The sequence below is a fragment of the Chlamydiales bacterium genome, from assembly GCA_031292375.1.
Lineage (GTDB): Bacteria > Chlamydiota > Chlamydiia > Chlamydiales > VFKH01 > JARLHF01.
In genome coordinates, this window is record JARLHF010000012.1 from 1 (window position 1) to 18,372 (window position 18,372).

General features: G+C 37.3%; 17 protein-coding genes. 15 read left to right on the forward strand and 2 right to left on the reverse strand.

All coding sequences use genetic code 11. From position 1 onward, the window contains the following. Window positions 1-293: 293 nt before the first annotated feature. Both P4L16_02235 and P4L16_02240 read left to right on the forward strand, forming a co-directional pair. Window positions 294-2,399 carry a protein-disulfide reductase DsbD family protein gene (locus tag P4L16_02235; GenBank protein MDR3623940.1) on the forward strand — a complete coding sequence of 702 codons (2,106 nt, stop codon included), beginning with the start codon at window positions 294-296 and terminating at the stop codon, window positions 2,397-2,399. Next, window positions 2,399-3,211, forward strand: coding sequence for a TatD family hydrolase (locus P4L16_02240; GenBank protein ID MDR3623941.1), 813 nt, complete (start codon window positions 2,399-2,401; stop codon window positions 3,209-3,211). Before P4L16_02235 ends, P4L16_02240 begins: the two co-directional genes overlap by 1 nt. Window positions 3,212-3,274: 63 nt before the next feature. Here the strand turns inward: P4L16_02240 and P4L16_02245 are convergent, their stop codons facing one another. Continuing rightward, window positions 3,275-4,513: a hypothetical protein gene (locus tag P4L16_02245; GenBank protein ID MDR3623942.1), complete on the reverse strand. Its 1,239-nt coding sequence runs from the start codon at window positions 4,511-4,513 to the stop codon at window positions 3,275-3,277. 183 nt (window positions 4,514-4,696) lie between these two features. Here P4L16_02245 and P4L16_02250 point away from each other — a divergent pair, with 183 nt between their 5' ends. The 3 genes from P4L16_02250 to sdhB are packed head-to-tail and all read left to right on the forward strand — an operon-like array spanning window position 4,697 to window position 8,167. Further along, window positions 4,697-5,488 (forward strand): DUF1691 domain-containing protein, encoded by a 792-nt coding sequence (locus tag P4L16_02250; protein ID MDR3623943.1) that lies wholly within the window; start codon window positions 4,697-4,699, stop codon window positions 5,486-5,488. 22 nt (window positions 5,489-5,510) lie between these two features. After that, window positions 5,511-7,400, forward strand: a complete 1,890-nt coding sequence (gene sdhA / locus P4L16_02255; protein ID MDR3623944.1) for a succinate dehydrogenase flavoprotein subunit — start codon at window positions 5,511-5,513, stop codon at window positions 7,398-7,400. Window positions 7,401-7,408: 8 nt separating this feature from the next. Continuing rightward, a complete protein-coding gene (sdhB, locus tag P4L16_02260) occupies window positions 7,409-8,167 on the forward strand; it encodes a succinate dehydrogenase iron-sulfur subunit (protein ID MDR3623945.1) in 759 nt (252 codons plus the stop codon). Here sdhB and P4L16_02265 read toward each other — a convergent pair. Then, window positions 8,145-9,317 (reverse strand): AAA family ATPase, encoded by a 1,173-nt coding sequence (locus P4L16_02265; protein MDR3623946.1) that lies wholly within the window; start codon window positions 9,315-9,317, stop codon window positions 8,145-8,147. The two genes, sdhB and P4L16_02265, sit on opposite strands and share 23 nt — an antisense overlap. A 338-nt stretch (window positions 9,318-9,655) precedes the next feature. On the opposite strand from P4L16_02265, the gene P4L16_02270 reads away from it, so the two are divergent. The 10 genes from P4L16_02270 (at window position 9,656) to P4L16_02315 (ending at window position 18,060) form a co-directional block, all read left to right on the forward strand. Next, window positions 9,656-11,185, forward strand: a complete 1,530-nt coding sequence (locus P4L16_02270; GenBank protein ID MDR3623947.1) for a glycosyltransferase family 39 protein — start codon at window positions 9,656-9,658, stop codon at window positions 11,183-11,185. A 111-nt stretch (window positions 11,186-11,296) separates the two neighbouring features. Then, window positions 11,297-12,697 carry a glycine--tRNA ligase gene (locus P4L16_02275; GenBank protein ID MDR3623948.1) on the forward strand — a complete coding sequence of 467 codons (1,401 nt, stop codon included), beginning with the start codon at window positions 11,297-11,299 and terminating at the stop codon, window positions 12,695-12,697. A gap of 88 nt (window positions 12,698-12,785) precedes the next feature. After that, window positions 12,786-13,310 carry a transcriptional regulator NrdR gene (gene nrdR, locus P4L16_02280; protein MDR3623949.1) on the forward strand — a complete coding sequence of 175 codons (525 nt, stop codon included), beginning with the start codon at window positions 12,786-12,788 and terminating at the stop codon, window positions 13,308-13,310. Next, complete coding sequence (locus tag P4L16_02285) at window positions 13,301-13,669, forward strand: TraR/DksA family transcriptional regulator (GenBank protein MDR3623950.1); 369 nt, start codon at window positions 13,301-13,303, stop codon at window positions 13,667-13,669. The genes nrdR and P4L16_02285 overlap by 10 nt, the downstream gene beginning before the upstream one ends. 2 nt (window positions 13,670-13,671) lie before the next feature. Then, window positions 13,672-14,175, forward strand: coding sequence for a signal peptidase II (gene lspA / locus P4L16_02290; GenBank protein ID MDR3623951.1), 504 nt, complete (start codon window positions 13,672-13,674; stop codon window positions 14,173-14,175). Continuing rightward, window positions 14,172-14,879: a hypothetical protein gene (locus tag P4L16_02295; GenBank protein ID MDR3623952.1), complete on the forward strand. Its 708-nt coding sequence runs from the start codon at window positions 14,172-14,174 to the stop codon at window positions 14,877-14,879. Before lspA ends, P4L16_02295 begins: the two co-directional genes overlap by 4 nt. Further along, window positions 14,876-16,111 (forward strand): CinA family nicotinamide mononucleotide deamidase-related protein, encoded by a 1,236-nt coding sequence (locus P4L16_02300; GenBank protein ID MDR3623953.1) that lies wholly within the window; start codon window positions 14,876-14,878, stop codon window positions 16,109-16,111. The genes P4L16_02295 and P4L16_02300 overlap by 4 nt, the downstream gene beginning before the upstream one ends. Then, complete coding sequence (locus P4L16_02305) at window positions 16,081-16,899, forward strand: RNA methyltransferase (GenBank protein MDR3623954.1); 819 nt, start codon at window positions 16,081-16,083, stop codon at window positions 16,897-16,899. Before P4L16_02300 ends, P4L16_02305 begins: the two co-directional genes overlap by 31 nt. Before the next feature lie 35 nt (window positions 16,900-16,934). Further along, window positions 16,935-17,423 carry a hypothetical protein gene (locus P4L16_02310; GenBank protein ID MDR3623955.1) on the forward strand — a complete coding sequence of 163 codons (489 nt, stop codon included), beginning with the start codon at window positions 16,935-16,937 and terminating at the stop codon, window positions 17,421-17,423. Continuing rightward, window positions 17,407-18,060 carry an RluA family pseudouridine synthase gene (locus P4L16_02315; GenBank protein ID MDR3623956.1) on the forward strand — a complete coding sequence of 218 codons (654 nt, stop codon included), beginning with the start codon at window positions 17,407-17,409 and terminating at the stop codon, window positions 18,058-18,060. The genes P4L16_02310 and P4L16_02315 overlap by 17 nt, the downstream gene beginning before the upstream one ends. Window positions 18,061-18,372 lie beyond the last annotated feature (312 nt).

Genomic DNA, 18,372 nt, shown 5'->3' on the forward strand with positions numbered 1-18,372 from the left:
ATTGGGAATGGATCGTTCATCAGGCTCTTAACAACGAAAATACTTATCCTATCGCGACTCGATCACGCATACGCTGGAAGGAGGAAGACTTATTTAATGATTTGCAATGCAGAGGATTTGCAATTCGGCATGACTTTAATCTCTAGTTTCCGCTTCATTTGGCCTACTAGACGAGAAAACACTTATAAATCCATCGCCACTCCTAATTGCTGATTTGATCTGTTTGATCTTTACATAAAATAAAAATTGTTTTATAATTAATACTTACTATTAATTTAAAAAGGATTAGCCTAGTGTTTGCTCGTCTATTATCGCTTTCTGCTGTTGGATTATTTTTTTTAGCAGCTCCATTACTTGCAGATCATAAACAAGATGATTCTAACCCTGTTTCCGTACAGATTGTATCAGAAGATGTTAGCATACATGAGGGAGACTCATTCTGGCTTGCTGTTCACCTTGATGTTCAGCCGCATTGGCATACATACTGGAAAAATCCAGGGGATACAGGCTCTCCACTTCAGGTAAGTTTGGACCTTCCAGAAGGATTTATTTTAGATGAAATTCTTTGGCCAGTTCCTAAGCATTTTGTACAAGATGGCCTTTCCGGCCTTGGATTTGAAGATACAATCACGCTACTTGCCAAGGTTACTCCTCCTTCACATTTATCCATACAAGAAGCTAAAATGCAAGCTCATGTGCAGTGGGTTGTATGTGGCGAGCAATGCATTCCTGGTGAGCAAGATTTAGAGATTACTCTACCCGTTAAAGAGAGTGCGCCTGTAAAAGATGAGCACAATACATCTGTTTTTTCCGATGCACGCTCTCATTTGCCAGAAAAAGGTAAAGATTTATCTGTACAGGTAGCTCATGATCATCTTCTTTTGAATTTTAGTCTATTGCATGAGCATTCTGCCTTGGAAAGCGCTGTATTTTATCCTGAAGAGATAGGAATTACTGATTTATCTGCAAAGCAGCAATTGACAAAGGTGGATAATGGTTATCAATTAAAGGTGCCTCTTTTACAACCCTTGGATCAAAATAACGCAAATCTTAAAGGAATACTTAAAGGATCTTTTACGGATCATGCAAAACAGACTTTTCTTGATGTAAATGTGCCGCTTAAAGGCATGGAAAATTCTTCATCTATTTCGATAATGACATTCTCTTTTGCGCTTCTTGGTGCATTTGCAGGAGGTTTATTATTAAATTTGATGCCTTGTGTGCTTCCTGTTCTTTCGCTAAAAGTGTTGAGTGTTGTTCAAGCTGCAGGTGATAGCGCAAGGGAAAGATTAAGGCAAGGGCTTGCTTATGTTGTTGGTGTCATGCTTTCATTTTGGGTGCTTGCAGGATTACTTCTTGCTTTTAGAGCATCAGGACAAGAGCTTGGCTGGGGCTTTCAGTTGCAAGAGCCAATTTTTGTTGGTGTATTAATCATTCTTCTCTTTCTTATGTCTTTAAATCTATTTGGCGTGTTCGAATTTGGAACATCTCTTGTAGCACTTGATGGGAAGAAAAAGAGCCCTTCTTTGATGGGAGCGTTTAGTAGCGGTGTACTTGCAACAGTTGTTGCAACTCCCTGTACAGGGCCATTTTTAGGTGCATCCCTTGGGTTTGCTATGACTCTTCCTGCTTTACAAGCATTTGGTTTATTTAGCATCATGGGCCTTGGTATGGCTATTCCTTTTTTCTTACTTACAGTTTCTCCTAAACTATTAAAAATACTTCCTAAGCCGGGTGCTTGGATGGTTTTGTTAAAGCAAGCTATGGGCTTTATTCTTCTTGCTTCAGTTCTTTGGCTTGTGTGGGTATGGGAAGCGCAAACTAACTTTTTATCCGTAATGTTTTTATTTTTTGCGTTATTGATTTTGGGTATAGGTGCTTGGTTCTATGGGCATTTTAGTCAATTTTCTTATTCAAAAATGATGCGAAGAGTAGCTCTTGTGGTTGCTAGTATCACTTTAGGAGTTGCCTTATACACTGTTTCTAACGAGTCTTTTGCGCTCCAAGAGACATCTTCTGGTGGTAATATACAAAATACTTCTTCTTCTCATGCTCTTAAAGCAGGATGGATTCCCTATTCAGAAGAGAAGTTTAAAGAATTACAAGCGGAGGGAAAACCTGTTTTTATCGATTTTACTGCTAAGTGGTGCCTTATTTGCCAGGCAAATAAAGTGGTTCTTCATTCGCAAGAAGTGGAAGATGCATTTAATCAAGCTGGTATTGTAAGAATGGAAGCAGATTGGACAAAGGGTGATCCTGCAATTACCAAGCGTCTTAAAGAGTTTAATCGATCGGGAGTGCCATTTTATGTACTTTATGGTAAAAGTGCAGAGGCTCCTCAGATTTTTTCTGAGACATTGACATCTAATACGCTTATTGAGGCCTCTAAGAAAGTATAATGTTTATTGATTCTCACGCGCATCTCTCTGGTGGTTCGTTTTCTGATGAGGAAGTGGACAGCGTTTTAAAGCGAGCAGAAGATGCTCATGTTGTATCTGTTATAAACATTTGTACAACAGTGCAGGATTTACAAAGAGCTCTTATGCTTCATGCAAGGTATCCATGGGTTGTAAATACAGCTGCAACAACTCCACAAGATGTTCTAAGCGAAAGTGAGGAGACGTTTCAATTTTTTCAAGAGCATGCAAAAAATGGATCTCTTGTAGCAATTGGTGAGACAGGTCTTGATTATTATTTTACTGAAGAAACAAAAGAGTTGCAAAGCCAAGTGTTTATACGTTACTTGCATTTGGCCTTAGAGTGCCATTTGCCTGTTGTAATTCATTGTAGAAATGCATTTCAAGATCTTTTTCAGATTTTAGACACAGAATATATTCAAAATGGATCTGTAGCTCCTTTCATCCTTCATTGTTTTACTGGGAATGTAGAAGATGCAGAAAATGTGTTAAAAAGAGGTGGCTATTTATCTTTCAGTGGCATTGTTACTTTTAAAAAGAGTGAAGGTTTAAAATCTATTGCAGCAATAGCTCCGCTTGAGCAGATGCTCATCGAAACAGACTCTCCTTACCTTGCACCGCTATCAAAGCGAGGTAAAATTAATGAGCCTTCATTGCTTCCAGAAATTGCAGCTTGTATAGCTGAGTTAAAAGGCATTTCTGTTGAAGATGTAGCAAGATCAACTTCTTTAAATGCTAACATGCTTTTTGGCTCATCCATTTCATCACAAAGATGTCAAAAAAGAGAGTTTTAACAAGCAAATATATACACAAACAATTCTTCATTAACGATGTGTATAATTACGCAAGAAGTCTAATTAATCCATTTCATCACCTGGTAAATAATCATCGGCATCTGGAGATCCCCAGACGCCTACTATTTTTTTTGTATTAACATTGGATTCTGAAAAAATAACGTTTGGACTTGGTTCTACACCCCTTTCTTTGGGAATAGAGCTAGGATATTGCTTTTCACCGCTGGGTAAACAACGTGGAAACAATATTGTGGGGATTTTTGTGTTTTTAGTAAAATCACTTTTATACTCAACAGAGGTTCTTCGAAGGTCTAAAAATCTGAGGCGCAAATCCTTAATAGCTTCGATTTGTGTGAATGTAGAAATTTGAGCACAACGAGAAAGGTTAAGATATTCTAGGTAGAGAAATTTTTCAAGAAAAGTAAAGTTAGTAATATTTAGACAGCAAGAAAGGCTTAATTTATTTAAGCTATCGGGATTAATTTGAATAGTATCAAAACTTGATTTGGTGATATTTGGGCAGTTATCAAGATAAAGTTCTTCAAGATTTATATTAGGTAATAAAGCAAGATTGTTGATAGAAGTTTGGCCAATATTCAGTTTAGTTAGTTCAGTAAGATATTGTAGATGTTTTAAGTTTTCTTGTTGTAGATTGTTGCCTCTCAAGTTAAGTTCTTGAATGCTTTTTGGCAATTGGTTTAAGGATGTCCCTGTGATTTGTTGGCAGTAAGTAATCTCAAGGACTTTTAAGTTATTGAGAGTTTTTAAGAAAATAAGTCCTTTATCAGTAATACTTTTACAATGCTTCAAAGAAAGATGAGTAAGGGATGTGTACGTTGCAAGCTTTTCAAGGTGCTGATCCAAGATCCAGGTGTTATTATCACTGTGGATCTCTGTAATGCCATTGTAGAAGCTGAGTAAATTGGCAAGCTCAGCTGGAGTCAATATAACAAATGGATCGAGAGTGAGTGTTGTTGCATGAGTATTTATATGAGCAATATTACATTTTTCAGAAATCTGATTGACTCTATCAACGCAAGTATCAAAAAGTGTTTTAAGGTCTTGGTTAGAGATTGCTACAACGAGTTTTAGGCGTTCCAAGTTATTTGCCGCAACGGTTAAATCATTAGAAGAATAAAACCATTTAATAATGGACCATAATAACTTTTCGATAAAATTTTTTTTATGTATGCTCAGATCACCTTTGAGCCACATAGTATTTTTATCAAAATCTTTTAAAGCATAAAGCTTTTCTGTAATGATTTGTTCATTCCAGATTTGTTTATTAAATCTTACTTCCATGAATAAGCTTCAACTCCATCAATGCATGTGTGTATATACACAAATCAATTCTTAAACTTGTTTGTGTATACATACATTAAAGGGAAATTCGATAGTAGAAAAATAAGTTTTTTAATGGCTATTGTGTTCTTTGGCAGCATGATGTATAGATCATAGAGTTTAATTAATTTAAAATTAAGTTATATGAGCAATATTCCAGGGGCTTTTATTATTAGAAAGCTACACTCCTTTGTTGGTTTTTGGCTGGTTTTGTTCTTGTTTGAGCATCTTCTTACCAATTCACAGGCAGCTCTCTATTTTGCAGACCATGAAAGTGGTTTTGTGTATATGGTTAATGCGATACAAGCAATTCCCTATCTTCATGTCATAGAAATTATTCTTCTGGGATTTCCCTTACTAATTCATATGCTATGGGGGTTTGTTCAGATGAGGTCTGCCAAGTACAATGTGTTTCCAAGTAATGGAACAAAACCTTTTCTTTGGAAGAATGCAAGAAATAGAGCTTATACGTGGCAGCGAATAAGTGCATGGATTTTGGCAGTGGGTATTATAGGGCATGTTGTGCAAATGCGCTTTCTTGATTATCCAAGTATTACAACAAGTTTGGGGCAAGAAAAGTATGTAGTTAGAGTACATAAGGATGAGGGGCTTAAGGCACTTGCTACAAAGTTGCACGTGGAACTTTATGATAAAGAGAAGAATCAAGTTGTTGCAGTTACAAATTCTTTTGGTGTAGCCTCGCTTTTAAGTGTTAGAGATACATTTAAAAATCCATTTTTTGCATGGATTTATTCTGCTTTTGTATTATCTGCCATATTTCATGCAGCAAATGGACTTTGGACTTGTTTAATATCTTGGGGAATCACAATTACAGAGCGCTCACAAACATTATCTAAGCGTTTTTGTATAGGGTTTATGATTTTGCTTGGCTATTTTGGCTTTTCTTCTATTTGGGGAGTTTATTTTTTTGCGTAACATGAGTTAGGAAGTGATTTTGATGGTGCAAAGAAAAGAAGTGATCGTGGTAGGTGGTGGTCTTGCAGGTCTTTCTGCAGCTATGCGTCTTGCAGAGAATGGATGTTTTGTCAAAATTGTTTCGCTCACAAAAGTAAAGCGTTCTCATTCGGTATGTGCACAAGGAGGTATTAATGCAGCTTTTGACACAAAAGAAGAGCATGATTCTCCGCTGATTCATGCTTATGATACAATCAAAGGGGGAGATTTTCTTGCAAATCAACCTCCCGTTCTTGAAATGTGTCTTGCAGCGCCTTCAATTGTCATGATGATGAACCGTTTAGGCTGTCCTTTTAACAGAAATAGAGAAGGTAATCTTGACTTTCGCCGTTTTGGAGGTACGTTCTATAATAGAACAGCTTTTTGTGGGTCTTCAACAGGACAACAGCTACTTTATTCACTGGATGAGCAGGTAAGACGTTTAGAGGTTAAGGGGCTTATACAAAAATTTGAAAATCATGAGTTTATGAGATTAGTCAGATGCGAGAGGGGCGTTGCACGTGGTATTGTCATGATGGATCTGTTCAATTTAAAGCTAGAAGTTTTAAAAGCGGATGCTGTTGTGATTGCAACAGGGGGTCTTGGTGTTATTTTTAAGAAGTCGACAAATTCAACCTTTTGTACAGGTGCAGCAAGCGGACGCCTTTATAAGCAAGGTATGAAATATGCTAATGGTGAATTCATTCAAATTCATCCAACAGCTATTCCTGGAAATGATAAGATGAGATTGATCTCAGAGTCTGTACGAGGTGAAGGAGGAAGGATTTGGGTGTATGGGGATGCATCGAAGAAGATTGTGGCTCCAAGTGGCAAGGAGATAGTATGTGGAGAAAGTGGTAAGCCCTGGTATTTTCTAGAAGAGATCTATCCTGCTCTTGGTAATTTAGTACCAAGAGATATAGGCGCAAGGGAAGTTTTGCGCATTTGCGAAATGGGCCTTGGAATTGATGGAAAAGAGCAAGTTTATTTGGATGTTAGGCATATGTCAGAGATGGCCCTGCAAAAGCTTACATCCGTATTAGATATCTATCAAAAATTTACAGGAGAAGATCCAAGAAAAGTGCCTATGCGCATATTTCCAGCTGTTCACTACTCTATGGGCGGTGCATGGGTAGATTATCCTGCTGTAGATGATAAAGATCGCAATGTTCGGTTTCGTCATATGACAAATATTGCAGGTTGCTTTAATTGTGGAGAGTCGGATTATCAGTATCATGGAGCGAATCGTTTAGGAGCAAATTCTCTTCTTTCTTGTATTTTTAGCGGCTTAGTTGTGGGGGATGAATTGCCTCGTTATTTAGATACTCTTCAAACACACTATAGTGATTGTCCTTCAAATATATTTAAAGAAGCAATTGAAGTAGAAGATCTTTTTAAAAAGGACTTGCTTTCTAGAGATGGCTCTGAAAATGTGCACAGACTTCATGATGAATTAGCATCGTGGATGGTAAAACATGTGACTGTAAAGAGAAATAATAGAGATTTAAGCCTCACTTTAAATAAGATAAAAGAGCTCAAAGAACGCTTTAAAAATATCTCATTGGATGATAGATCACCCTTCGCAAATCAGACATACATTTTTGCAAACCAGTTTTCATCGATGCTTGAACTTGCTTTGGTCTTTACAAAAAGCGCTCTTCTAAGAAATGAATTTAGAGGATCTCATTATAAACCAGAGTTTCCAGATCGAGATGATGAGCATTTTTTAAAAACAACTCTTGCAATGTATGACTCTAAACAGGACGAGCCTGTAATCTCCTATGAAGATGTAGATACAAGGCATTTACAGCCCAGTAAACGCGATTATTCTAATCACGCTACATCGCATGCAATTTTAGAAAATGTTCCTCAAAACATCCCATTGCCTATTTAGGAGGTAAGATGAATCAATTTATATTGAAGGTATATAGAGGATCTCCTGGGTATCAGTATTGGGAAGAATTTCTTGTCCCTTATGATTCATCTTCGAATATCATATCGATTCTTATGGAAATACAGAAAAATCCTCTAAATAAACAGGGGAAAAAGGTTGATCCCGTTGTTTGGGAGATGGGATGCTTGGAAGAGGTTTGTGGGTCTTGTTCGATGCTTATCAATGGACGTCCAAGGCAAGCTTGTTCTGCAATCATTGAAAATATTATCAAAGAAACAAATCATACAACGATTACACTTGCTCCCTTTAGCAAATACCCTTTAGTACGGGATTTAATCGTTGATAGAAGTGCGCTTTTTGAAAGTCTTAAAAAAGCGCATGCTTGGATAGAGGTTGATAGTGCAAATAGAGACCATTTTGTGATTGAACCAGAAAAACAAGAGGTTATGTATGCATTATCTACATGTATGAGTTGCGGATGCTGTACGGAAAGTTGTCCGCAAGTTAATGAGCATTCCAAGTTTATGGGCCCTGCAGTCATTTCTCAGGTGCGCCTCTTTAATATGCATCCGATGGGCAAACCACAACGCTCTTTGCGTTTGCAGCCTATGATGGAAGAGGGCGGCGTCATTGGATGTGGAAATGCACAAAACTGTGTAAAAGTATGCCCTAAAAATATTCCTCTCACAGAATCCATCGCTACACTATTCAGAGATACAGAAGTAGAAGCATTCAAAAGGCTTTTCAGCTTGTCAGATGATGACTAAAATAACGCTTTATGCCCACATTCCAGGGTAAAATACGTATATGTTCAATCATTTTTTCAAGAGGATCATCAGAAAAGCAAACAGCTTCACAAGGCCCAAAGTCCCGTGTTAAGTGAACAAAAGAAGAAATAAGCTCTTTTGTAACATTTGTTGTGCTTTTGATTTCAATAAATAAGATAGGCTTTCCGGGGCGCTCTACTACTAAATCAATTTCGTTATCATCTTTTGTTTTCAGATAGCTAAATCGATATTCGGAGTGGTAAGCATCACGTAACTTTATTATTTCTAAAATAATAAAATGTTCAAATGCCTCTCCATAAGCCGCTGTTTGTGGGGTAAGAGGAACAGAAAGTAGTCTTGCAAGCGCTCTTGTTACGCCTGTATCAAAAAAATAAAATTTTGGTTTTGTGACAAGGCGCTTTCGAAAAGAGTGTTCAAATCCCTCTAAAAATAACCCAAGAAGTGTGTCTTCTAGAATTGTGTAATAACTTTTTATGGTTTTATCATCTGCACCGACATCTCTTGCAATGTTTGCATAGTTAATTATTTTGCCGTTCATTTGAGCTGCTATTTCTAAGAATCTGCGAAAGGGTTCTAAATCTTTAATAAAATGCTCTTCCCAGATTTCCTCTTTAAGGTATGTGTGAGCGTATGCTTGAAGGTAGTGCCTTTTCATTTCATCATTTGGATATTCGAAAATTTTAGGAAGCATGCCCCAGTGAAGGGCATTTTCAAGTTGGAATTTTTCTTCTACTTCAAGGAAACAAAAAGGGTGAAGATTATAAACAAATGCTCTGCCTGCAAGTAGATTTGCCCCTCCGCTTTTTAGTTTCCTTGCGCTAGAGCCTGTCATAATAAAGTGTTTGTTTGTAGATTCAATTAAATCATGAACAACGTCTAGTAGTTTTGGAGCCTTTTGTATTTCATCGATGACGACGTGAGTAATATGGTTAGGTAGAGCTTTTACAATTTGTGCTAATTCATCAGGATTTTTAAGAAATCGCTCTCTTAATTCTGTTTTTAGAAGGTTGAAAATAATAGAAAAATTTTCTTGAAATATGTGCTTAATAAGAGTGCTTTTTCCAACGCCTCTTGGACCAAATAAGAAGCTACTGTGATTTTTTATTATTTCTAAAATACGGGTAATCATAGATCGTCTTTTTCGGAGTATATTCCATAAATGTACGCCATTTTCGGAATATAAACAAGTTTTTAGTTGTTTTTTCTTTTATACTCCGAAAATGGCGTGCAATTTCGGAGTCGATTCCGAAATTGTCGCTAATAACATGGGTTAATAACACGAGTTAATAAAGAAATTCAAAAAGAAAGAGAGGAATTTCCCCTTTCAGAGAGTGAAGAATATCATCTTTTACCAGGTAAGAAGGTTTTTTTAAATTTTTTAAGTGATTTAAAAAATTCTGGTATTTTTGTTGCACATACTTTAGCCTGTCTTGTTTGTTATGCTATGTTAATTTTAGGGTTTTGAAGGTGCGAAAATCGGGTAGTGGTATTTGGGTTACTCTTTTAATCTGCATACTTGTTCTTAAATTTATTTGGGGCCTATGGATGGCTTCTTATGGAAATCTTCACTTAGCTCCAGATGAAGCACAGTATTGGGTATGGAGTCAATATCTGGACTTTGGCTATTACAGCAAACCTCCAGGTATTGCCTGGCAGATCAAGATGGGTACGCTTCTTTTTGGAAACACAGAGCTTGGGGTGCGCTTTGTTGCAATTTGCCTGTCTTCTCTGCTTTCATTCGCTGTTTACTTTTTGGCTAAATGTTGTGGTTTGAGCACTAAAACAGCGTGTTTTTCTGCTATTACAATAGCTCTTTGTCCAATTGGGCTTATAGCCTCTTTTGCAGCCACTACAGATGGTGGTTTTGTGCTCTTTTGGACGCTTTCCTTAGCGCTTCTTGCAAAGTCCTTAAGGGACAAAATAGAGCCATCCTATCTATTGTTAGGTTTGTTTATCTTGTGTGGAGCTCTATTTAAGTGGACAATTTTTTTAATGTGGGCACTGCCCTTAGTGGGGCTCATTTTCTATCCAGCTTGGCGCTCAAAGAAGATTATTCTTGGAATTTTGATTTCGCTAATAGCATTTCTTCCAAGCATTGTCTGGAATAGTGCCCATGAGTGGGTCACGTTTAAGCATGTTTGGACGCAATCAACAGGTGGAAATGGGGCGGCTCCAGGTAATGCCTTAGAGTTTTTCTTGGCTCAGTTTGGGATTATGTCGCCTCTATTTTTTCTCTTTTTTGTAGGCGCATTTTTTGCTCTAATAAGAAAGAAAAGCGCGATGCCAGAGCCTCTTTGCTTTTGTACGTTTATTGCTTGGGCAATATTGATTGCTTATACATTGCTTGCATTGAAACAGAAAATGCAAATTAATTGGGTTGTCTACATTTATCCGCAAGCTGCAGTTGCGCTTTCTTGGGTTATTTGTGAGCTTAAATCCCCAAATAAATGGTTTTGTGCAAGTACATTGCTTTCATGCTTTCTTTCAGTAATAGCATTGAGTGTGCCGTGGCTCCAATCAAACGCCCTTTTTTCTCAAATGAAAATTCCCTATTCGTTAAATCTTTTTAAACACTCGCTTGGATGGGAAAACTTGAGCCCTGCCTTGGTACGAGCAGGTTATGATCCAAATGAGCATTTTTTAGTAGCTGATCGCTACCAAATGTCTAGTATCTTAAGCTTTTATGGTGAGGATCAAAAAAGAGCTTATTTTTTCAATATTTTGGGAATGAGAAAGAATCAATTTTCATTTTGGACAAGTTTTAAGCAAGAACAAGGAAAAGATGGCTTTTTTGTCATCGTAGAAAATCGCCCTTTAGAGGATGCTAGCAGGATAAGAGCGGAATATGAAGTACGACTTGCTCCCTACTTTAAAGAAGTACATTTTGAGAAAATGCAACCACTTTTTGTATCTTATGGATTGCCTGTAAAGTGGGCGCTTATTTTCAAAGTAAATCATTATGATGGCAATGTGCCAAAGGATCCACTGCGCTATTAATTAATATACCCAATTTTTCATTAGCGATGCATAATAGAAGAAGTTGATGCGATAATTGGTGTAAATTTGATAGAATCTGCTGCTTGTTGAATAAAATTTGTAGGAATTGTCATGAAAGACCATGCAGTGGATCACCAAAATGTTGACCTATTAAAAGACATTGTAGCTCTTTGTAAGAGAAGAGGGTTTGTCTATCCAGGCTCTGATATCTATGGAGGGTTTGCTAATACTTATAGCTATGGCCCTATGGGAGCAGAGCTTAAAAAAAATATTAGAGATCTTTGGTGGAAGACGTTTGTTCATGGAAGAGAGGATATGGTAGGATTAGATGGGCCTATCTTGCTGCACCCAAGGGCTTGGGAGGCATCTGGTCATGTGGCGGGTTTCAACGATGCTATGATTGACTGCAAGGCGTGTAAAGCGCGCTTTAGAGCAGACCATTTGATTGAAAATGCTCTTAAAATCAGTGTTGAGGGGCTGGCAGTAGATGCTCTTAACAAAATTATGGAAGACAATCCTATTAAATGTCCAAAATGTGCAAAAATGGACTGGACGGATGCTCGTTATTTTAATCTTATGTTTTCTACAAGACTGAGTAAAACAGGGCAAAACGATAATGATATAGCTTATTTGCGTCCAGAGACAGCTCAGGCAATATTTTTAGATTTTAAAAATATTACAGACACGATGAGAGTGCAAGTTCCCTTTGGAGTTGCTCAAATTGGCAAAGCCTTTCGTAATGAAATTACTCCAGGGAATTTCATTTTTAGAGTTATTGAATTCGAACAAATGGAAATAGAATATTTTATTAAGGAAAATTCTTGGCAAGAAACCTTTGAAATGTGGCTTGCACAAATGCAAAAGTGGTGCATGACAATTGGCCTTAATGAATCTATGCTTTCTCTTGCTGAGCATCCAAAAGAAAAGCTTTCTCACTATTCTAAGAGAACAGTAGATGTTATGTTTGCATTTCCCTTTGGAGTATCTGAGCTCTATGGTCTTGCATACCGCACAGATTTTGATTTAAAAAGGCATAGTGAATATGCAGGCGTCAATCTGGAATACACAGATTCAAAAACTCAAGAAAAATGGATCCCACATGTAATTGAGCCAACATTTGGATTGGATCGTACTATTTTAGCCATTCTTTGTAGTGCCTATGAAAAAGAGACTTTAGAAAATGGGGAAGTGCGCACTGTGCTTCATTTGGCACCCATCATTGCTCCTGTAAAAGTTGCTGTGTTCCCTCTCATGAAAAAAGAGGGCTTGACAGAGAAGGCAAGAGGCGTATTTGATCTGCTCAAACAATTGTGGAATGTGCAATATGATGATTCTGGAGCAATTGGTAAGCGCTATAGAAGGCAAGATGAAATTGGTACTCCCATCTGTTTAACAATAGATTTTCAATCTTTGGAAGATGACACGGTAACACTTCGTCACAGAGATAGTATGCAGCAAGAAAGGGTGTCGATAGAAAGCCTTATTCAAAGGATTTTATTGATTTTAAAATAACTCTTTTATTTTTATTTTAATTAATTGTGGGTGTGTGTATACACAGCTGAATTGTACTGAATTTTATATAACTAGAGGTTATCGAGGTATGGAGTGTCCATTTTGTGGTCATTCAGACTTTAAAGTTACGGACTCACGCAACGCTGTAGAGGCTAATGCTATTCGAAGACGCAGAGAGTGTCTCAAATGCATGAGACGCTTTACAACTTTTGAGACAGTTGAATTGATTATTCAGGTGCATAAAAGAGATGGGCGTTATGAGGACTTTCAGCAGCAAAAATTAATTAACGGGATTGAGGCTGCTTGCAGGCATACGAAAATTAGCCGCGATCAGGTTAATGTGCTTGTTGCAAATATTGTAGCGGAATTAATGGAAAGGCAAGTAAGAGACATTACGACTAAAGAGCTTGGTGAAGTTGTCATGAAGTATTTGCAGCCCTTGGATTCTATTGCTTATATCCGTTTTGCTTGCGTCTATAAGAGATTTCAAGATATTAATGAGCTTGTAGAGGCAATACAATCTATTATCCCCAAAGATGAGCAGGATTTGGCAAATATGTTGCCGCTACAAGGTGATTCTATGTTAGAAAAGGAAACTATATTATGTCTCTGAAAAAGAGTGAAGTTGCAAAATTTAAGAAGAAGCTGGAAGAGCTTAGAGCTCAATTGGCTCATGTGCTCAAGGGCACAACTGATGAAGTTAAGACGCCTGATGAGGCAACTGGCTATTCTCAGCATCAAGCAGACCAGGGAACAGATGACTTTGATCGGACAATTAGCCTAGAAGTCACAAGTAAGGAATATGGCCTTTTACGACAAATTGACAGAGCTCTTGAAAAAATCGAAGAGGGCACTTATGGCGTTTGTGATATCACGGAGGAAGAGATCCCTCTTAAGCGCTTGGAAGCAATTCCTTATGCTTGTATGACTGTTCAGGCACAAGAAAAATTGGAAAAAGGACTTATTCATTAGCTATGACTAAAAGCAAAGCTTTGAAGAGAGTTTTATTTATCTGTTTTATTATTATTCTTTTAGACGAAGCTTCCAAATGGTGGGTACAGGAGTATCTGCCACAAATTAAATGGAATATATATCTTTATCCCTATGGGGGCATTGGCATCTTTAAGAATATTTTAGGTGTTAATTTTTCAATTGTGCATGAAACCAATACAGGGGCTGCTTGGGGGGTCTTTTCAGATTTTCAGACTCCTCTTCTTTTTATTCGTATAGGATTAATCATAGCCCTATTCATCTATATCGTTTTTATCAATCGAAGTGAGCAAATGCTTATACCATTTGCTTTGATTATTGCAGGAGCGATTGGTAATGTGATGGATCATTTCATTTATGGCCATGTAATAGATATGTTTTATTTTAAATTTGGAAGTTATAGCTACCCCATTTTTAATGTAGCAGATATATCTATTTTTTTTGGTGTGCTCTGGCTTTGTCTATTAAGCCTATTAAGAGGCAGATGAATTTACAAGAAAGCACACAAGAAAAAGAGGGTTCTTGCCTTGTTTCCAAGTGGTTAGAATTGCCTCTTCTTTTGTCATTTGAAGAAATGGAGCGATGTTTTACTGAAATAGGTCCTTGTTTTATTGTTTATACGGATAGGATTGTAGGTGAAAATGAGGGTGTTATTTCACCAGAGCAATTTTTAGATGTATATAAGCACTATCTACAAGACTTACAAGAAGGCAAAATTTTAAATAACCCTGTTTATAAAAAAGCCTTCCAAGGTATAATTACAACGACATTAGATGCTGTTTATGCGATTCGAATAGATGCTTCTCGAAGGATTATCAAGACAAGAAAGCCTACACTTTTATTACAGCCTTATCGTATAGAATATTCTTCTTTTGATGGTAAATTTAGGCCGATGGTCATGAGTCAAAATAGTCTTCTCTGGGGTATTCAAATTTCCTATCCACAACTTTTCCAGGACTCAAAAACAGGTGTCCTTGAAAAAATTGGCCCTTCTTTTGTCAATACAGAAGCCTTTCGTAGGCTGCAAAAGTGGGTGCGCTACAACACACAGCCTACGACATTTTTGATCGATGAAGTAAGGCAAGTAACGATGCCTATGCGTATAGGTAAAGAGGCTCATGGATTTGTTAATAATCATCATGGTCTTAAAGAGAGAGCTCTTAGAGTGATTGTAAGAGGAGGTGTGTTGTGAGGGTTGCAGTAGTTGCGATTGGAAATGAAATTCTTTCTGGGATAACTGTAAATTCTAATGCTGCGTATATCTCTAAAGAGCTTTTTTTGTTTGGATTGCAAGTAACTTCTCATAGAGTATTTTCAGATGATGTGCATGAGCTTGAAGAGGGTTTAAGAGGTATGCTTAGCTCATATGATATTGTAATTTGCACAGGTGGCCTTGGGCCTACTTGTGATGATCGCACAAGGCAGGTTGCAGCCATTCTTTTCGACAGCGAATTTGTTTGTGACGAAGTACTTGAAAGACAGTTAGAAGAGCGATATGGGAAAAATACGCCCTCTTTAAAAGATCAAGCAACCTATCCTAAAAAAGCTTATGTCCTTCAAAATATGCTAGGAACTGCTCCTGGATTTCTGTTTAAGGATGAAAAAAGAATGCTTATTTTAATGCCAGGAGTACCTCATGAAATGAAGCAAATGTTTCAAAGTGAGCTTATTCCCTACCTTAAAAAAAATATTACCCTATCTTCTAGGCCCTTTCAAAAGAAGCTTTGTTTTTGTAGGCTTTTAGAGGTACATGTAGATCCGCTTATTCGCTCTCTTGAATCTATTTTTCCAGATGTTGAATTTGGAATTTATCCATCTCTTGGTCTTTTAAGCGTTGTATTAAAAACCTATGCGCAAGATGAAATTTTAGCAGATGAGAAGCTAGATCCACCTCTTAAAATGATTAAAGAGGCTTTTCTCAAGTTTTTTTATGAAAGTCCTAGTGGTACTTTAGAAGAGGCTATACATTTATTTTGCACTTCTTCTAAAAAGACGCTATCATTTGCAGAATCGTGTACAGGGGGTTCTCTTGCATCTAAAATGACAGCACTTACAGGTGCTTCTAAGTACTTTAAAGGCTCAATTGTTGCTTATGCAAATGAGGTCAAGGAACACGTTTTAGGTGTTTCGAGTGAAACTCTTGCAACAAGGGGCGCTGTTAGCGAAGAAACTGTAAAAGAGATGGCAAGAGGTGTAAAATTGCGCATGAATACAGATTTTTCTATAGCGGTTTCTGGTATTGCAGGACCAGATGGAGGAAGTGTAGAAAAGCCTGTAGGTACTGTGTGTGCAGCAATTGCGTATGATAGCGAAGTTTATGCCTGGACTTTTCAGGCAGATGGTACGCGGGAGATGATTATTAATTATTCTGTTAACGAAGTTTTGGGGACCTTTTGGCAAAGAATATGCAAGCAATACAGATAACCAGCGTTCAAAATCCGCTTGTTAAGCAAGTTGTTCGCCTAAGAGAGCGCAAAGAGAGAGATGGCTCTCATCTATTTTTAATAGAGGGTTATCGTGAGCTTTTGCGAGCTGTGGATGCTAACGTAGAGCTTACAGCACTTTTCTTTTGCAGAGATTATTTTTTAGGCTCGAATGAAGATAAGCTCATTTTGAGGGCAAAGTGTAAAACTTATGAGTGTGCGCCTTCTGTTTTTCAAAAAATTTCCTACAGAGATCGCCCTGATGGGTTAATTGCAATTGCTGTTCAAAAGCATAAAACTCTTGCAGATTTGGCTCATTGCTTAAAGGATAATAAAGCTCCTTTTTTAGTTGCTTGCGAGGCAATTGAAAAGCCTGGTAACTTGGGAACAATTTTGCGCTCTTCAGATGGTGTTGCAGTGGATGGGTTGATTGTGTGCGATCAATGCACAGATGTTTATAATCCAAATACGGTAAGGGCTAGCGTAGGAACATTATTTAGCGTTCCTCTCTTTGAGGCAAGTAGCAAAGAAACAATAGAATGGCTTAAACAAAATAAGATACAAATTGTTGCAGCAACACCCTCTGGAGAAAAAGAATATACGAGAGTTGATCTTACAGGTCCTATTTGCATAGCCGTTGGAACAGAGCAACTTGGTCTTTCTGATGTATGGATGAACGCTGCGGAAATTAAAGTGCGTATTGCTATGAAAGGTGTTGCAGATTCTTTAAATGTTGCTCAAGCAACAACACTTCTGTTATATGAAACACTTCGACAAAGAGAAAAATAATAACCTAAAACTCAGGTTTATAAGAGAGAGAATGTATGTTAGTTGCTATTTGGCTTGCAGTTCTTGTAATTTTAACGATTATACATGTTTACAGACACCCGGGAAGTTGTTCTTTAAAAGGTATTGTTGAGGCATTTTTACTCTATGTTACGGTCGTTAATATAGGCTTTTATAGTTTGTGGAACTTCCTTGCAAATATCTTTTATTCAGAAGAAGTGGCAAAATTTATGGGGTGGGGCTCTGGAAGCCCTTTTCAGTACGAAGTGGGTATTGCCTATCTTGCGTTTGCGGTTCTTGGTATACTTTGTATCTGGGAAAGAGGGGATTTTTGGCTTGCTACTATTATTGGTTTCTCTGTTTTTCTCTTTGGCATAGGCATTGGGCATATTGAGGAGTATGTACGTCATCACAATAAAGCTTCTGGAAATGCAGGACTCGTGCTTTATGTAGATCTTATCATGCCCATTGTTTTACTTATCTTAATGATGGTTCATAGAAGATTACAGAATGGCTCAAAAAATTGAAATTCTCTATGAAGACAATCATCTTATTGCTGTCAACAAGCCAGTGGGGCTATTAACGCAACCCACAAGCCTTGTAGAAGATAGCTTGCTTGTTCGATTAAAGGCTTTTATTAAAGAGAGAGATCATAAACCAGGCCGTGTCTTTTTAGAACCTATTCATAGAATCGATAAGCCGGTGAGCGGCGTTGTTGTTTTTGCAAAGACGAGTAAGGCATTATCTCGTCTCATGAAATCGATTAGAGAGCGAAAATGTAAGAAAGTTTATCTTGCAAAAGTCTCTGGGCAATTGCCAGCCTCTGCAGGAATTATAGAGCATTTTTTAGTTCATGATGACTTTAGAGCAAGGGTTGTAAAAGATGAAAAGGAAGGAAAAAAAGCTATTCTTTCTTACCGTCTTATCAAGAAAGAGGGACCATTTAGCTTATTAGAAGTGTATCTAGAGACAGGACGCTACCATCAAATTAGAGTACAACTAGCTTATCTGCATTGTCCTATCGTGGGTGATCATAAGTATGGTAGTAAAGAGACATTAGGAGAAAATGAAATAGCTTTGCATCACCATAGCTTCTCCATTCCACACCCCATCACAGATGAAATAATTACAATTACAGCTTCAAAGCCCTTGTGGGCAAGTTAAAATTTCTAGGTTTCTTTATATTGCCATTTTTATACACAAACAAGCTCAAAAATCAATTCTTGAACGTATAGTATCTTTATCGCCAAATTTTTCGGGCATATGTTCACATATGCTTGAAAAATTTATCAATAAATCTACTCAAAAAATTTCAATTTTTCTAAGTAAAGCTAATTAACGTCAGCTCGATTTTTAACTAGGTTATTGTTAACAACTTAAGCTCTTGTTCATTAAAATTTAAAGCTGGTTTTTTGGGTTGTATATTAGGAATAGGAATGACTCTAACGAAAATAAATGAAACACGGAGCCACAGAG

Coding starts and splice junctions, on each gene's coding strand:
- P4L16_02240 (MDR3623941.1), top strand. CDS start 2,399: ATGTTTATTGATTCTCACGCGCATCTCTCTGGTGGTTCGTTTTCTGAT.
- P4L16_02245 (MDR3623942.1), bottom strand. CDS start 4,513: ATGGAAGTAAGATTTAATAAACAAATCTGGAATGAACAAATCATTACA.
- P4L16_02250 (MDR3623943.1), top strand. CDS start 4,697: ATGAGCAATATTCCAGGGGCTTTTATTATTAGAAAGCTACACTCCTTT.
- sdhA (MDR3623944.1), top strand. CDS start 5,511: ATGGTGCAAAGAAAAGAAGTGATCGTGGTAGGTGGTGGTCTTGCAGGT.
- sdhB (MDR3623945.1), top strand. CDS start 7,409: ATGAATCAATTTATATTGAAGGTATATAGAGGATCTCCTGGGTATCAG.
- P4L16_02265 (MDR3623946.1), bottom strand. CDS start 9,317: ATGATTACCCGTATTTTAGAAATAATAAAAAATCACAGTAGCTTCTTA.
- P4L16_02275 (MDR3623948.1), top strand. CDS start 11,297: ATGAAAGACCATGCAGTGGATCACCAAAATGTTGACCTATTAAAAGAC.
- nrdR (MDR3623949.1), top strand. CDS start 12,786: ATGGAGTGTCCATTTTGTGGTCATTCAGACTTTAAAGTTACGGACTCA.
- P4L16_02285 (MDR3623950.1), top strand. CDS start 13,301: ATGTCTCTGAAAAAGAGTGAAGTTGCAAAATTTAAGAAGAAGCTGGAA.
- lspA (MDR3623951.1), top strand. CDS start 13,672: ATGACTAAAAGCAAAGCTTTGAAGAGAGTTTTATTTATCTGTTTTATT.
- P4L16_02295 (MDR3623952.1), top strand. CDS start 14,172: ATGAATTTACAAGAAAGCACACAAGAAAAAGAGGGTTCTTGCCTTGTT.
- P4L16_02310 (MDR3623955.1), top strand. CDS start 16,935: ATGTTAGTTGCTATTTGGCTTGCAGTTCTTGTAATTTTAACGATTATA.
- P4L16_02315 (MDR3623956.1), top strand. CDS start 17,407: ATGGCTCAAAAAATTGAAATTCTCTATGAAGACAATCATCTTATTGCT.